Source organism: Bacillus sp. FSL W8-0920 (genome assembly GCF_038593215.1).
Lineage (GTDB): Bacteria > Bacillota > Bacilli > Bacillales > Bacillaceae > Bacillus > Bacillus pumilus.
In genome coordinates this window covers 2,956,667-2,971,778 of sequence record NZ_CP151974.1, presented here as the reverse complement: position 1 = coordinate 2,971,778, position 15,112 = coordinate 2,956,667, and the positions used below count along the sequence as shown (strand labels likewise).

Here is a 15,112-nt window from a genome sequence, read left to right as displayed (position 1 = left end):
GGATGGCTAAAAAAATGCCAGATGTTGGTGAATATAAATACGGCTTTTCTGATAAAGACGTTTCCATTTTCCGTTCAGAGCGCGGACTGACAAAAGAGATCGTTGAAGAAATTTCTCGTATGAAAGAAGAGCCTCAGTGGATGCTCGACTTCCGTTTGAAATCTCTTGAGCTCTTTTACAACATGCCGATGCCACAATGGGGCGGAGATTTAAATGCATTAAATTTTGATGAAATTACGTACTACGTAAAGCCATCAGAGCGCTCTGAGCGTTCTTGGGATGAAGTACCAGAAGAAATCAAAGAAACCTTTGATAAGCTTGGGATCCCTGAAGCAGAGCAAAAGTACTTAGCAGGTGTATCTGCTCAGTATGAATCTGAAGTTGTGTATCACAACATGAAGCAAGACCTTGAAGATCTAGGTATTGTGTTTAAAGATACAGACAGCGCATTAAAAGAGAACGAAGACATCTTCCGTGAGCACTGGGCAAAAGTCATTCCTCCGACTGACAACAAATTTGCTGCGCTTAACTCGGCTGTATGGTCTGGTGGTTCATTTATCTACGTACCGAAGGGCGTCAAAGTAGATACACCACTTCAAGCATACTTCCGTATCAACTCTGAAAACATGGGTCAGTTCGAGCGTACACTGATCATCGTTGATGAAGGCGCACATGTGCATTACGTGGAAGGCTGTACAGCACCAGTTTACACAACAAACTCACTTCACAGTGCGGTTGTTGAAATTGTCGTGAAAAAAGGCGGCTACTGCCGTTATACAACGATTCAGAACTGGGCAAACAACGTCTTCAACCTTGTCACAAAACGTACGGTATGTGAAGAGAATGCGACAATGGAATGGATTGATGGAAACATCGGTTCTAAGCTGACAATGAAATACCCAGCGGTCATCTTAAAAGGTGAAGGCGCACGTGGTATGACATTAAGTATTGCCCTAGCAGGTAAAGGTCAGCACCAAGATGCAGGTGCAAAAATGATTCACCTTGCACCAAACACATCTTCAACGATCGTATCGAAATCGATTTCCAAACAAGGCGGTAAAGTCACATACCGCGGAATCGTTCACTTCGGACGTAAAGCAGAGGGTGCACGCTCAAACATCGAGTGTGACACACTCATCATGGATAACAAATCAACATCTGATACGATTCCTTACAATGAAATCTTAAACGACAACATTTCATTAGAGCACGAAGCGAAGGTATCAAAAGTATCAGAAGAGCAGCTATTCTACTTGATGAGCCGCGGAATTTCTGAAGAAGAAGCAACAGAAATGATCGTCATGGGCTTCATCGAACCATTCACAAAAGAACTGCCAATGGAATACGCCGTTGAAATGAACCGTTTGATTAAGTTCGAAATGGAAGGTTCAATCGGCTAATAATAAAAGACCAAAAACGTGAAATCAAACGTTTTGGTCTTTTTGTTTTTGAAAAAACAAATCTTACATCCCGCTAGGCGAGTAAAACGCATCAAAGGCTTTAGACAAATCGTCAGCTGCAGATGACAAGATCGTTTCTTCTTCTAAAATCGCTGTTCCTTGTGCTCGGACAATATGAAATTGTTGAAAGCCCATCAAGTTTTGGAATATCTCTTTTAGGTAGAAATGTGAAAATTCCAGAGGTGTGTATCGATCGTTATCTGTGAAAATTGAGCCACTTGCTTGAAGCAAAAGTACACGATAATCGTCAGTCATCAGACCAACTGAACCATCTTCTGTATATTTAAATGTTTCTCTAGCAATAAAGATATTATCTATATAATCTTTCATACGTGAAGTCACATTAAAATTATGAACAGGTGATACAATCACGATTCGATGATGTGCTTTGAATTGAGCCAATAAAGCAGATGAAGCAGCAGCGATTTTTTCTTCGGTAGCTGTTAATGTTTGTTCAGATGCTTGCTTATCCCAAATACGTAGCAGTTGGTCTTTTTCGATACGAGGAATTTCAGTTTCATGTAAATGTAAGATTGTTGGTTCTTCATGAGGGAATCTTTCTTTAAACTGTTCTAAAAATAGTGTTTGCAGTTTGTTTGAATAACTTTTTCGATGAGTGAAATCAGGGTGCGCATTAATGATTAATGTTTGCATATACATGCTCCTTTTCTTTTGATAAACTGAGTATAAAATATAAAGGTGACAAAACATGTCACCTTTTTTAAAAGGAAATTCAAATGAAAAAATCAGAACGATTAAACCAAGAGCTTATTTTTTTAAGTGATAAATACTCATTTCAATTAAAGGATTTAGAAACCGAATTTGGCATATCGAAACGTACGGCTTTGAGAGATATGGAAGAGCTAGAGTCCATGGGCTTAGCTTTTTACGTTGAAAATGGCAGACATGGAGGATATCGACTGGTGAAACAATCTCCAATGGTCCCTATTTATTTCAATACCGATGAAGTTCAAGCTATTTTTTTCGCGCTTAAAGCGCTAGACCTGGTGTCAGCAACACCATTTAAAAAGTCCTACTCACAAATTCGGCAAAAACTGTTTGCCACAATGTCTGATGAGAGAAAACAAATGATCACGGAGACTTTGGATGTGATTCATTACTATAATGTCGCACCAGTTAGTGAACAAAATCATTTGGAATTGATTTTACAGGCGATGATGGAAGATCAAATCGTGAAGATGACGTACACGCAATATGAAAATAAAAGGATCAGGCTGCAATTTCTTGAGTTGTTTTATCGAAATGGGATTTGGTTCACCAAAGCATATGATGTTCAAAATAAAAAGTGGGGCATCTATAGATGTGACTTTATGAAGGACTTGATCATTGAAGAAGAAGGCAGAGGCACCTTTACGAAGGAAGAATTAAAAACACTGCAGCTCGAGTACGAAAAAACTTATCATGATATCTCATTTAAATGTCGATTAACGGAACAAGGAAAAGAAAAATTTCTGAAGAATCATTATCCGAATATGAGATTGGAGATCATTGATGATACTCCATATATTATGGGTGGGTACAACCAAGAAGAATTATCGTATATGACTCACTATTTGATCTCATTTGGGAAGCATGTGAAAATTGAATACCCAGATGAATTAAAAGAGAGTTATTTGACTCAATTAAAAGAAATGATTGAGCAGTATTGAAAGTGAACGGATTGTCTCTGAATCAGAAACTTAACATATTAGAAAAGGCGAACTGTAGCCATTCGCCTTTTTTCTTTTACTTCGCCGCATGAAATGTATTGGTTTTCGATCTGTCATTGACCTTCCCATAAGTCAGCTGACGCCAAATAAATTCCATCGGTCCATACTTAAACCGCTTTAACCAAAACGTACTGAAAAGCACAAGGAAGACATACACGCCAATAGCCATGAAGAACGTACCAGCCGGCTGAAGATGATCGACAAGCCCCGCTCCATATTTTAGAAATAGCATGGTTCCAATGATCGAGTGAAGCAAATAACAGGTCAGTGACATCCGTCCGACTTTGGTAAAGACCATCAAAGCACCTCGCAGCTGAGGAACGTGCAGAAACAGCATCGCAAGTGTACTCATATAAAACATACTGCCAGTTAATCCCCCGTTTTGTTCCAGAGCAGTGGCCATGTTCACCCAGAGTGTATGTTCAAAAGGATTGACCGCTGCTATAATCGTACTGCTTTGTGTGATGAGAAAAGCGATGGTACAAATGATCCAAATGCGATTCCAAATCGTTTTTTTCGCCTCCATGTTTTTGAAAAACGCCATTTTCACAAAATAAACACCAAGCAAAAACATGAAGAACATGGAATAGACGATTGAAAATGAGCTGGAAGCCATCGTCACCATATCTGTCCATCGGTCACCAATAGATGCTAAATAAGTCAGACTGTTGTGGCTGGTCAAATCAAAATCGGCAAAGTCCGGCTTGCCCGATGAGCCTGTACTGATGGTATGAAGCAGCATTGTGAAAAAGGGTGTGAGCAATTGAATCATAAAGAGTGTGATCAGCCAGTATCGGATGGTTTTAGCTGTACGTTTGTAAAAGAAAAGTAATAAAAAGCCAGCGACTGCATAATACGCTAAAATATCACCAATCCAAACAAAGGTGACATGCAGAAGGCCAAACCCTAAGAGAATGGTTAATCTGCGGGCAAACAGCTTGTTCGGACTGTCCACCTTCTGAGCAGCGCGGTCCATAAAAATCATAAAACCAACCCCGAATAGAAAGGAGAACAACGTAATAAATTTCCCTGAGGCGAACCAATTCACCAAGTTGTGAAAGACATCATTTGCTTCCATATCGAACCCCTTCGCCGAATCCACGATCAAAAAGTAATTCACCAGAATAATTCCCATTAAGGCAAATCCCCGTACGATGTCTAAGAAATGAACCCGATCCTTCAAACTCATCGCGTGTTCTACTTTGTTTGCATTCATATCCATGCTCCTTTTCTTGTTATGATAAATGTCATTCGGATCAATCCATCGATCCTTACAATGAATCAATATACGTCCCAATTCTTAACAATTTATGAAGATCCAATTTTTTGAAAATAAATGTGACAAATTGATGGAAGATGGTCAAATTCATAAACTGTTAAGATTTCTGCTGTATCTTTTCACATAGCTAGATGATATATAGTAAAGACATAAAAGAAAGTACATCACGTATCATGAGGTGAGAGAAACATGACGCATCGAATATTAGTCGTAGAAGATGATCAGGATATTGGAGACCTTTTGCAGGAATCCCTTACACGTGCTGGATATGAGGTGCAAAGAGCGATGAATGGCGAGCAAGCATTGAAGTTTGCGGACGATTCGCTCGATTTGGTGATTTTGGATGTGATGATGCCAGGCATATCAGGCATCGAAACGTGCCGGCAAATGAGAGCCTCTTCTAACGTCCCGATTCTATTTCTAACAGCTAAATCAAGTACATTCGATAAAACCGAAGGCTTACTTGCCGGCGGGGATGATTATATGACAAAACCCTTTTCACAAGAGGAGCTTCATGCTAGAGTCATTGCACAATTACGCAGGTACACCGTCTATCAGGAAAAGAAGGAACAGGAAGAAACGTTTCTTGTTGGGGGCAAGCTAAGGGTGAGCGAAGAATTTAATGAAGTGTGGAAAGAAAATCAACAAATCAAGCTTTCTGATTTAGAATACCGTATGTTGAAGCTGCTCATGAGCAGGCGAAACAAAATCTTTTCAGCCCAAAATATTTATGAGAGTGTATGGGGACAGCCTTATTTCTATTGTTCCAACAATACGGTGATGGTGCATATTCGAAAGCTGCGTGCCAAAATTGAAGATGATCCTGCACGTCCTGTATATATCAAAACAGAATGGGGAAGAGGATACCGATTTGGCACATCGTAAATATACACTAGCCAAAAAGCTAGCACTATTGATTTTGACAGCTACGGTCGTGAGTGGACTTGTCTTTTTGACGCTGCAAAAGATCACCGATGACCTCATTGACGGATATTTGAGTTCGGACGAGTATTACGAGGCGGAGTCAGCCAGATATATTCAAAAATTCAGCCGCTATGTGTCTGAGCATGAGCTGTCTTCTACAGATCGACAAGCGTTTGGTGAGTGGGTGAAAAAAGAGAATTACATTAATTTGACCATCTTCAAGGATGAAGTGCTGCAATATGACTCCATCTATTCGTCTGCTGATGAATCGGCGTATGGAAAAGAAAAGGTGACCCAGTACGCTGAGCATCATTCGTATCCAGTTCAGTTTAGCGATGGTGAAGGCCGGGTTATGGTGGATGGTTTCTATTCGTCTCGTTACCACGATCTCGCCTTTACACTCGAGCTGCTTGGGGCGACGCTTATTTTTCTCCTCATTGTTCTGCTTGGCATTCGCAAAAGTTTACGCTACCTGCAAACGATTCACCAAGACATTCATATTCTTGAAGGCGGCGAGCTGGACTATGAGATGACGGTGAAAGGGCATGATGAATTAGCGATGATTGCCAAAAGTATTGAGGATCTTCGTAAAGCTTTTCTGGACAAGCTCCAAGCCATTGACGAGCTACAAGAAGAGAGTCGCAGCTTGGTTACTGAAATGTCACACGATATGAGAACACCGCTGACATCGCTAATGATGAATTTAGAGTTTGCGAAAAAAGAGGCGGATGGGACGGATACACGTAAAGATCAATATATAGCAAGTGCTTATGAAAAAGCACTGCAATTGAAAAATCTGTCCGATAATCTGTTTGCCTATTTTCTGCTTGATAAAGAACATGAACCTGAGCTTGAGACCGTTGCAGTCAAAGAGGTCATTTACGATCTCCTATCAGATCAGGTGGCGATCTTGCAGCAAGAGACATTCAAGGTTCATCTTTTAGGAGAGCTGCCAGACAGCTATATCAACGTGAATGTCGAGGAGCTAGGCAGAGTGTTTGATAATCTGATGTCGAACATACTGAAATACGCCGATCCGAAAAAAGACATCAATCTCACGTGTCTATCCGATCAAGAAATCTTTGAGATCCATGTGAGCAATGCGATAAAAGAGACAAATGACACACAGGAAAGCACTGGACTTGGTGAACGAAGCATTAAACGAATGATGTCCCGCATGCACGGGCAGTTTGAAAAGATGGAAAAAAGCGGTGTTTACTACATCGTGCTGCGATTCTGGCACATCAAAATATAGATGACAAATGAATAACATGGAATGGAGAGACAATCTAATGAAACGATTCAACAACTTCCAAAAGGTACCCGATCTCTTGCAAGGTCTTCTGAATATCTGTCTATTCTTTCTAGCCCTTGCTTTAAGCGTCCTCTTAATTAGTGAAACTTGGTATATTGTCCAATTTGTCTACAAGAATGTGGTCAACAAAGGAGAAAGCTATTATGAAATGCTTGGTGAGCTGCTGATCTTCTTTATGTACTTTGAGTTTATTGCCTTAATTATTAAGTACTTTAAATCAAACTTTCATTTTCCGCTTCGCTATTTTATTTATATTGGCATCACAGCCGTCATCCGTTTGATTATCATCGATCATAAAGAGGCTGTGTCGACCTTCTGGTGGGCGCTGACCATTCTAGCCATGACCGTTGCACTCTTTATCGCCAGTAAACGACATGCGGTTCAGGAGCATGAAGAAGTGAAGTGAGGGGAGAAGACGAACGGTTGCCGTTCGTCTTTTTTTTGTTTGATCGAGGTGGCTCACTCATCGTATTGCACACCTCTATAAACATCACGCTAACGCTTGCTTACAGGATTTTTTGAGAGCTCTGAAAAAGTGCTTAACATGAAAGAAAATTTAAATCTAATCTTGAAATAATACTCAATGTTGAGTATTGTGTAAATAGATATTGAATAGGAGGAGTCTGATGACGGACTTATATATATTAGGATTAATATCGATGAAACCGATGTCAGGGTATGATGTTGAGCAGAATTTAAAAAATACAATGGTCGATAGATGGGGAGGAATTCTAGTTGGCTCAATCTATTATGCGCTAAATAAATTAGAAAAAGGAAACTATATAAAAGTTTGTGAAACTAGGACGGTAGGGAAAAAGAGTACTAAAATTTACAAAATTACAGAACTTGGAAAAGAACGCAAGAAAGAATGTGTGATGAAATGTCTTGTAGAACCTCAAAATACTTATCCAACTCAACTTTTTGCTGGACTAATGTTTGCTGACGAAATTGAAAAACAAGAAGCTGTTAAATCATTAAATATTCAAATTGAAGCGCAAAAAAGACATTTAGCAGAAATAAAAAAGGGTGAAGAAGAAAAAGAGAAACAAATGAATCTACCTCCATTAACAAGACTAACGTTTGATTACATTTATGAAATGGAAGAAATGAAAATGAAGTATCTTTATGAAGCTATTCATTTAATTAAGCCGAGGGAGTTAACCGATGAATAAAATCGATCATATTGTTATCAATGTTGATGAGAAATATCAAAAAGACAAAAAAATGATAGATATGATGCAACAAAATGGTTTTCCGTATGCACCTAAAAAAGGTAAAAGAACAAAAGGCTTTAAAATAAGCAATCTTTGGATTGGAAAGGAGTATCTTGAATTAGTGAATATAACACAGAAGGATGGCGGTGGCTGGAAAAAAGATTGGACAGAGTTGTATAATCGAGGCACAAGAGGAGCAATATGCTTAATGATTGATGTATCAGATATTGATTATTTACATCAATCGCTTTTAGACAAAGCATTTGATGTACAAACGCCAGAAAGAATCGAATATAAATTATTTGGACTACTTAAAATTTCATCACGATGGAGAAACATGTACTTACCTTATTTTGAAAAAGAGGCCTTTCAAATTGGATTTCAGCAATTAGATAACGAAGATATTTCTGAAAAATTTCAAAAGAAAATGATCCCCAATAGTATCAGTCATAAGATAATGGGGATGACCAAAATTATAATTAATGGCAAGTGGACTGAATTAGACTACAATATGATTGAGAATACCTTTCGTAATACTCAAAAAGAAGGCAATGCATTAAAAATAAAACTTAATAATGGAAGCGATATAATTTTTGTTAAAAACAATGATTTTTCCCTTTACGTAGAAATGGATAATCACAGTTTTCAATCTAAGTCTATAACAAAAATAGAAAATGTATATTTAGTAAACAATTAGATTCAATACATATAGATAATCATAAAAAAATGATTGTTTTTCTGAAATTCATCAGCATATGGCTTATTGTTGTGACCGCCGGGTGAAATGAACATCATTAACTGGAAAAAAGCATGTTATCATATCTAGTGAAAAAGTATCTCATTCTGCTCAGCGGTCACAATAATATGTATAAAGAGAATGGTGATATTTTTCTTTATTAAAATGCTAAAAAGTCATAGTGGGTAATAATAAATTCATTACTTGTTACTTAAAAGTTGGTATACAATAGGACAATAAATAAGAACGATATCAATGGATTTATTCATGAAGAATTATCGTTAAATGCGGATTTAGCAATTGATGCTGAAAATTAAAAAAGCTTTATAGAAATATTGTCATTGCACTGCCCAAAAAAGCATGAAAAGCGATGAAATAAATTACGTCTTTCCTATACCCGAAGCATAAAAAGCGTTAAAACAAATTGTTGCCATTACTCAAAGCAAGACCTTTCCTTTGCGGGATATTACTTAATAGAATGTAGTCATGAGAATGGCCAGTATCGCTTGCCATTCTCGTTTCTGTTTGAAGGAGCGAAAAAATTGACAGACACGAAGACAGAACCATTTTCATTTACAAGTATGCAGCAGGCAGCTCCTGTTCATATTCCAGAAAGACAATTCATGCCATCACACGACGGCACAAGCCTTGCGTATTATCCGTTTTTAGCAGAAAAAAAGAACGTGGCAAATGTCATCTTGATCCATGGTGGAGGCGCTCACAGCCTAGCTGGTTACGAGCATATCGCCTATACGCTGCAACATGATTTTCATGTGAATACGTTTTTAATCGATTTAAGAGGTCACGGCTATTCTGATGGAAAAAAGGGTGATACACCTAGTGTCACAGATGTGTGGCACGATATTTCGCAGTTTGTGAATATGGTCAAACAGCAGCATAAAGGAGCTGTTTATCTTTGCGGGCATTCATCTGGAGCGGGATTACTGCTAAACTACCTATCTTGGCCGAAAAAAAGAGAAGTAGACGGTTACTTTTTTATTGCCCCTGAATTTGGCTATAAATCAGGTACTGCGAGCCCTAATCAAATCCCTTTTGCAACCGTTCAAGTATGGAAATTCGTTCTGTCTGTCATGACAAAAGGATTGCTGATGAGTCATTCTGAAGCCGTTCGTTTTCACTATCCAATATGGGCAGTCGAGCAGGATCCGCTTTTGTTGACAGCCATCACCGTCAATCTAGCACTTGCCTTAACCCCATCTGCACCTAAAAAACAATTTGCGATGATGGATCGGCCATATGCGATGTTAGTAGGAAGTGAGGATGAGCTGTATGATATAGAAAAATTTCCTGCCTATCATGAGCTGCCCGATGAAACGATCAGAAAACAATCAGTCTATGAAGTGATGGATGGACATACCCATTTGTCGGTGTTACTAGAAGCGGGAAAACAGATTGGAAGGACCATCCAAATGTGGAATCGTTCTATTTAGTATGAACAACTAGTCAACACTCTCCCTTTTTCTTAAAAATTTACATTGACACCATCCTTTTCTATGATAAAATCATAGTGTGATAATGAGAATCGTTATCAAACGATATGACTACATATAGAATGGATAGGTGAGGTACATGTTCAAAAAATCTTTTTGGTCGCTATTAGTTGTGCTCTCCATCGTTTTACTTGCAGCTTGCGGCAGCAATAGCAGTGAAGGCAAGTCAAACAGTAAAGAAAAAGCAAGAACTGTTGAAAGCGCTATCGGTTCAACTGAAATTAAAGGATCGCCTAAACGTGTGGTGACGCTGTACCAAGGAGCAACAGATGCAGCAGTCGCGATGGGCATTAAACCAGTGGGTGTTGTAGAATCTTGGCTTGAAGCACCTACGTATAAATATTTAAGAGATGATTTAAAGGATGTCAAAATTGTTGGACAGGAAATACAGCCAAACTTAGAGGAAATTGAAAAACTTAACCCAGACTTGATCATTGCATCAAAAGTCCGCCACGAGCAAATTTTTGATCAACTGCAAGAAATCGCTCCAACTGTTGCAACAGAAACAGTGTTCACATTTAAAGATACAGTGAAATTAATGGGTGAAGCGTTAAACCAGCAAGACAAATCAAAAGAATTGCTAACGAAGTGGGATGACCGCGTCGCTGACTTCAAAGAAAAAGCGAAAAAAGACATCAAAAACTGGCCAATGAGTGTGTCTGTAGTGAACTTCCGTGCAGATCATGCTAGAATCTATCAAACTGGATTCGCAGGGTCAATTTTAACAGAGCTAGGCTTTGAAGGACCTAAGAATGTCAAAGATAAAAAGCAAGACATCATTACACTGACAGACAAAGAGAGCATTCCGCAAATGGATGCAGATGTCATCTATTACTTCATGGATGATCAGGATAAAGCCGTTGAAAAAGCATATAAAGAGTGGACGAGTCATCCTTTATGGAAGCAGCTTGACGCAGTGAAAGCGAAACAAGTGCATAAAGTGGATGAAATCACTTGGAACATGGGCGGCGGTATTATCGCTGCAAACATGATGCTTGATGATATTGATGATCGTCTCGGAATTGATAAATAAGGATAACAGAGGAGAAAATGTGAAAAACCATTTTCTCCTTTTTCCATAACAGATTGAAAGCGGGAATCAGATGAGAAGTTTATTAAAAAAGGATTCGAGCAAGGCGCTGCTGTTTGCTGGATTCGTCGTATTGATGGTGGTCTTTTTTATACTCAGCATTTCTCTTGGGCAAACCTCGATTTCCCTCAAAGCCACCATCCATGCGTTTCTTCATTTTGATGAATCGGATCCAAACAGTGTCATTGTCATGACATCCAGATTATCAAGAGCTTTAATTGCAACAGTTGTTGGATCAAGTCTAGCGATTTCAGGTGCACTGATGCAGGCATTAACGAGAAATCCGCTTGCAGCGCCAGATTTGTTAGGAATTAATGCAGGTGGACTATTTTTTATCGTCATTTCAATTGTTTTCTTTTCAACAGAGTCATTAACAGGCTATATGTGGACAGCCTTTCTAGGTGCGGCAATTGCAGGGATGCTCGTTTTTCTCTTGGGCTCCATTGGAAGAGATGGATTGACACCGGTCAAAATTGTCCTTGCAGGTGCGGCGATATCTGCACTGTTTGCGTCCTTTACACAAGGTCTTTTAATCGTGAATGAACAGTCGATTCAAAGCATCCTGTTTTGGATGGCGGGTTCAGTTTCTGGAAGAAGCATTGATATGCTGCTGCCTGTTTTGCCTTATATTTTAGGTGCGACAGTTGTCGCGCTGCTTCTTGGACGCTCCATCAATGTCCTTTTGTCAGGAGATGATATTGCGAAGGGACTTGGTCAACGTACGCTGGCGCTGAAAATCACGATGGGAGTTCTCGTCGTCTTTTTAGCGGGTGGTTCCGTCGCTGTCGCAGGATCGATTGGATTTGTTGGTTTTCTAGTGCCGCATATTGTGAAAAAGCTTGTCGGACCTGACCACCGCTGGGTACTGCCGTATTGTGCCGTTGTGGGGGCGTCGCTTTTACTTGTCGCAGACCTTGCGGCTCGTTTTCTGATCATGCCGCAGGAAGTACCGATTGGTGTCATGACGGCGGTAGCAGGAGCGCCTCTATTTGTTTATCTCGTGCGCAAGGGGTTGAAGACAGGTGGCTAAAACATATACAGTGCGTTCAAAGGGCGGGCGCATTTCATTTCAATTTTCAAAGCGGACGTTTTTGATTTTACTTTTATTGACGGCCATTGCTTTTGGGTTGTTTATTCTCAGTCTCTGTATGGGCAGCCGATTTATTTCGCCTGTGGATGTGCTTCTTCATATAATCGGTCAGGGAGAGGGAAATACCTTTGTGCTCAATACACTGAGGATTCCAAGAACATTGCTGGCTGTCTTAGTGGGAGCCGCACTTGCGGTATCAGGGCTTATTTTGCAAGGGTTAATTCGCAATCCGCTTGCATCGCCTGACATCATCGGGATTACGAGTGGTGCTTCGTTCGGTGCGATTATGTTTATTGTTTTTTGGATGGGCACTGTGCCTATTGCGTATCAATCGTTATGGGCGATTGCAGGTGCGTTTGCTGTCTCGTGTCTGATTTATTTGCTTTCATGGAAAAAAGGGGTCAAGCCGATCACACTTGTCCTAATGGGCATTGGGATTTCTGCCATTATGAAGGCGTGTGTGACGTTTACTCTTGTTCTTAGTGATACGATGACAACGACAAAATCATATATTTGGCTGACAGGCAGTTTATATGGTTCTACGATGAAGGACGTCACGTCGATGCTTCCTTGGATCATGATCATTTTACCGATTGTCATGGTGTTAGCAAGAACGATGAATGTGAAGGAGCTTGGAGATGATCTTGCAACAGGTCTCGGGGTAAAAGTGCAGGCAAAACGGTTATTCTTTCTGCTGATGAGTGTGACATTGGCAGGGATTGCTGTTGCCTTTGCTGGCGGTATTGAATTTGTTGGACTGATGGCGCCGCATGTTGCACGGATGATCATCGGCCGTTCCTTCATTGCGCTGGTCCCGGCATCTGCGCTTGTTGGAAGTATTCTCGTGATGCTCGCAGATTTAGTCGCTAGAACGGCTTTTCTACCGTTAGATGTACCAGCAGGTGTATTCACAGCTGCAATTGGGGCACCGTTCTTTATTTATTTGTTATACCAGCAGAGAAATCGATAAACGAAAGATGGAGGTTTTGATATGAGGCCAGAGTGGGTTGAGAGAGAATTACTTGATTTCGGGGTACACATCACAAATGGACCAATGACATCTGATCGCACACTTGCTGCGCTTTTTTCAGAAGCATCTGTCCTGCGTTTATTAGAGGCTGAAAAGGAAGCTATGCATGCACCGAATGTGGCGGTAGCAGCGTCGATGTTTTCAAAGCGTTATGCCTACTTAGCGGTCAGTTCCTCTTTGTACATGATGACGCTGTATGACGGTGTTTATCAGTTTCCACCAGAGGCATGTGTCTTTAGAGAGGATCGGAAAATCGAAATTGATGAGTCATTGTGTTCGTTTGTTCCATTAGAAGGAGATCGGAATGAATGGAGAGAGCAGGCTGTGCATGCGCTGTTTACGGAGTGTGTCACACCTCTTTTAGATGTACTGAAGCGTACGTCAAGACTTCCGTATACCATTTTGTGGGAGAATATAGCAGTTCGCATCAATTCTCTTTATCGCAGCATGATGCGAGAGGCTGAAGACCCTGCGGTGAAGCAGCGCGTGCGAGAGGATTATCTGTATCTGAAGCAAGCAGCTGGTGATGTATTTGGAGCAAAACAAAATCCATTTCATCACAGCTTAAACTTAGATGACAGTTTACTAGAAACATCCAACCGAAAGACTTGCTGTATGTATTATAAGCTCGAGAAAAAATCTGAGAGTCTCGATTATTGTCTTGTCTGTCCTCTTGATAAAAAGAAAGGCACTGCTTGTTCGTAGCAGTGCCTTTCTTTTTTATTCCCAAATCGCACTTGCCCATTCTGGGTGATCGATAAAGGGATTGCGGTTGTTCTGATACGTTTCATAAATAATCTCGTTGCGGTTTCGTTCGATTTGATCGACAGGATCTTGTTTGTGCCACTTGAGAAGTACGGACATTTTGCCGTGAAGAGGGGCGCTACCATTATTCACTTTGTCGTTTAATTCTAAATCTGGAAAGCGGTCATCCCCTTCGTATCGCACCGCCATATAAAAGAGCATTCTTGCCACATCCCCTTTCACCCGGCTGTGAGGTTCGAATGAGTCGCTATCGTAAAAATTTCCCGGCGCTCCCTTGTATTCATTTCCGCCCAGATCAAAATCTAAATTTCCTCGTGTGCTATTCGTTTGCACGTCTGTTGCTCGCAGATGATGGAGATCTGTACCAGGGCCCTGGCTTGTCCCAAAATTGCCGTGTGACTTAGCCCACACATGCTCCCGGTTCCACTGGCCAACATTTCCGCCATTCGATTGCTTTGAGCGGGAGACACCGCTATAGAGCAAGAGCACGTTGTTTGGATTTTTTGGATCTTCATCTGTTTTCTTTAAGGCATCCCAAACTTGGCTGTAGGATAGCTGCTTATGATCATCAATAATATCGTGTAAAGCTTTCTTTAAAGCGGGTCCTGATTTGCCATTAGCAGATTGATAATAGGAATCGATTTGACTTGTAGCGGTTGTTTTCGCTTGTTGTGTAGATGTTTCGTTTTGAAGCTGTAACGGGGAAAATGTGATGGTTTGGCTCGTTTCATTCAGAGTAAAGCTTTGAGCATTCGCAGTTTGCGGCAGCGGGGCGGCTAACGTACCGAATATCATGATTCCGGCAGCCACAGTTCCAAATAAGGTTCTCTTCATTCGATTTCCTCCTTGATAGGGAATGTATTCTCTTTATTTCTATCATAATGTCAGAAAGAAATAAATGGATTTCTCGTAAATTTTATGTAATGAGTTCATAGGAAAAGAGATTGCTATTTTATCAGCATTACTGT

General features: G+C 40.3%; 15 protein-coding genes. 12 read left to right on the top strand and 3 right to left on the bottom strand.

Annotation, left to right across the window (positions count from 1 at the left end; all coding sequences use genetic code 11):
- The first annotated feature begins 2 nt into the window (after positions 1-2).
- On the top strand, positions 3-1,400 hold the full coding sequence (gene sufB / locus NSS78_RS15175; protein WP_003213112.1) for a Fe-S cluster assembly protein SufB: 1,398 nt from the start codon (positions 3-5) through the stop codon (positions 1,398-1,400).
- 63 nt (positions 1,401-1,463) lie between these two features.
- On the opposite strand, the gene NSS78_RS15170 is transcribed toward sufB, so the two are convergent.
- Positions 1,464-2,114: an NAD(P)H-dependent oxidoreductase gene (locus tag NSS78_RS15170; protein ID WP_309215918.1), complete on the bottom strand. Its 651-nt coding sequence runs from the start codon at positions 2,112-2,114 to the stop codon at positions 1,464-1,466.
- Between the two features lie 83 nt (positions 2,115-2,197).
- On the opposite strand from NSS78_RS15170, the gene NSS78_RS15165 reads away from it, so the two are divergent.
- Entirely contained in the window at positions 2,198-3,130 is a 933-nt protein-coding gene (locus tag NSS78_RS15165; RefSeq protein ID WP_327839850.1) for a WYL domain-containing protein, read from the top strand.
- Positions 3,131-3,206: 76 nt separating this feature from the next.
- Here the strand turns inward: NSS78_RS15165 and NSS78_RS15160 are convergent, their stop codons facing one another.
- Positions 3,207-4,406 carry a DUF418 domain-containing protein gene (locus NSS78_RS15160; RefSeq protein WP_251191398.1) on the bottom strand — a complete coding sequence of 400 codons (1,200 nt, stop codon included), beginning with the start codon at positions 4,404-4,406 and terminating at the stop codon, positions 3,207-3,209.
- 252 nt (positions 4,407-4,658) lie between these two features.
- Between NSS78_RS15160 and NSS78_RS15155 the strand changes: the two genes are divergently transcribed.
- The 10 genes from NSS78_RS15155 (at position 4,659) to NSS78_RS15110 (ending at position 14,084) form a co-directional block, all read left to right on the top strand.
- Positions 4,659-5,354, top strand: coding sequence for a response regulator transcription factor (locus NSS78_RS15155; RefSeq protein WP_050944081.1), 696 nt, complete (start codon positions 4,659-4,661; stop codon positions 5,352-5,354).
- Positions 5,341-6,648: a HAMP domain-containing sensor histidine kinase gene (locus tag NSS78_RS15150; RefSeq protein WP_309215914.1), complete on the top strand. Its 1,308-nt coding sequence runs from the start codon at positions 5,341-5,343 to the stop codon at positions 6,646-6,648. The genes NSS78_RS15155 and NSS78_RS15150 overlap by 14 nt, the downstream gene beginning before the upstream one ends.
- Positions 6,649-6,685: 37 nt before the next feature.
- Positions 6,686-7,114, top strand: coding sequence for a phosphate-starvation-inducible protein PsiE (gene psiE, locus NSS78_RS15145; protein WP_003212694.1), 429 nt, complete (start codon positions 6,686-6,688; stop codon positions 7,112-7,114).
- Between the two features lie 220 nt (positions 7,115-7,334).
- Positions 7,335-7,880 carry a PadR family transcriptional regulator gene (locus NSS78_RS15140; RefSeq protein ID WP_212045517.1) on the top strand — a complete coding sequence of 182 codons (546 nt, stop codon included), beginning with the start codon at positions 7,335-7,337 and terminating at the stop codon, positions 7,878-7,880.
- Positions 7,873-8,619 carry a transporter gene (locus NSS78_RS15135; RefSeq protein ID WP_212045516.1) on the top strand — a complete coding sequence of 249 codons (747 nt, stop codon included), beginning with the start codon at positions 7,873-7,875 and terminating at the stop codon, positions 8,617-8,619. Before NSS78_RS15140 ends, NSS78_RS15135 begins: the two co-directional genes overlap by 8 nt.
- A 581-nt stretch (positions 8,620-9,200) precedes the next feature.
- Positions 9,201-10,109: an alpha/beta fold hydrolase gene (locus NSS78_RS15130; RefSeq protein WP_240792621.1), complete on the top strand. Its 909-nt coding sequence runs from the start codon at positions 9,201-9,203 to the stop codon at positions 10,107-10,109.
- A 139-nt stretch (positions 10,110-10,248) separates the two neighbouring features.
- Positions 10,249-11,202: an iron-siderophore ABC transporter substrate-binding protein gene (locus NSS78_RS15125; protein WP_050944077.1), complete on the top strand. Its 954-nt coding sequence runs from the start codon at positions 10,249-10,251 to the stop codon at positions 11,200-11,202.
- Positions 11,203-11,272: 70 nt separating this feature from the next.
- Positions 11,273-12,289, top strand: coding sequence for an iron ABC transporter permease (locus NSS78_RS15120; RefSeq protein WP_003213394.1), 1,017 nt, complete (start codon positions 11,273-11,275; stop codon positions 12,287-12,289).
- On the top strand, positions 12,282-13,319 hold the full coding sequence (locus NSS78_RS15115; protein WP_003212627.1) for an iron ABC transporter permease: 1,038 nt from the start codon (positions 12,282-12,284) through the stop codon (positions 13,317-13,319). The genes NSS78_RS15120 and NSS78_RS15115 overlap by 8 nt, the downstream gene beginning before the upstream one ends.
- A gap of 21 nt (positions 13,320-13,340) precedes the next feature.
- Entirely contained in the window at positions 13,341-14,084 is a 744-nt protein-coding gene (locus tag NSS78_RS15110; protein ID WP_327839860.1) for an IucA/IucC family C-terminal-domain containing protein, read from the top strand.
- A gap of 15 nt (positions 14,085-14,099) precedes the next feature.
- On the opposite strand, the gene NSS78_RS15105 is transcribed toward NSS78_RS15110, so the two are convergent.
- Positions 14,100-14,978, bottom strand: a complete 879-nt coding sequence (locus NSS78_RS15105; protein ID WP_137054439.1) for an endonuclease — start codon at positions 14,976-14,978, stop codon at positions 14,100-14,102.
- Between the last annotated feature and the right edge of the window lie 134 nt (positions 14,979-15,112).

Coding starts and splice junctions, on each gene's coding strand:
- sufB (WP_003213112.1), top strand. CDS start 3: ATGGCTAAAAAAATGCCAGATGTTGGTGAATATAAATACGGCTTTTCT.
- NSS78_RS15170 (WP_309215918.1), bottom strand. CDS start 2,114: ATGCAAACATTAATCATTAATGCGCACCCTGATTTCACTCATCGAAAA.
- NSS78_RS15165 (WP_327839850.1), top strand. CDS start 2,198: ATGAAAAAATCAGAACGATTAAACCAAGAGCTTATTTTTTTAAGTGAT.
- NSS78_RS15160 (WP_251191398.1), bottom strand. CDS start 4,406: ATGAATGCAAACAAAGTAGAACACGCGATGAGTTTGAAGGATCGGGTT.
- NSS78_RS15155 (WP_050944081.1), top strand. CDS start 4,659: ATGACGCATCGAATATTAGTCGTAGAAGATGATCAGGATATTGGAGAC.
- psiE (WP_003212694.1), top strand. CDS start 6,686: ATGAAACGATTCAACAACTTCCAAAAGGTACCCGATCTCTTGCAAGGT.
- NSS78_RS15140 (WP_212045517.1), top strand. CDS start 7,335: ATGACGGACTTATATATATTAGGATTAATATCGATGAAACCGATGTCA.
- NSS78_RS15135 (WP_212045516.1), top strand. CDS start 7,873: ATGAATAAAATCGATCATATTGTTATCAATGTTGATGAGAAATATCAA.
- NSS78_RS15125 (WP_050944077.1), top strand. CDS start 10,249: ATGTTCAAAAAATCTTTTTGGTCGCTATTAGTTGTGCTCTCCATCGTT.
- NSS78_RS15120 (WP_003213394.1), top strand. CDS start 11,273: ATGAGAAGTTTATTAAAAAAGGATTCGAGCAAGGCGCTGCTGTTTGCT.
- NSS78_RS15110 (WP_327839860.1), top strand. CDS start 13,341: ATGAGGCCAGAGTGGGTTGAGAGAGAATTACTTGATTTCGGGGTACAC.
- NSS78_RS15105 (WP_137054439.1), bottom strand. CDS start 14,978: ATGAAGAGAACCTTATTTGGAACTGTGGCTGCCGGAATCATGATATTC.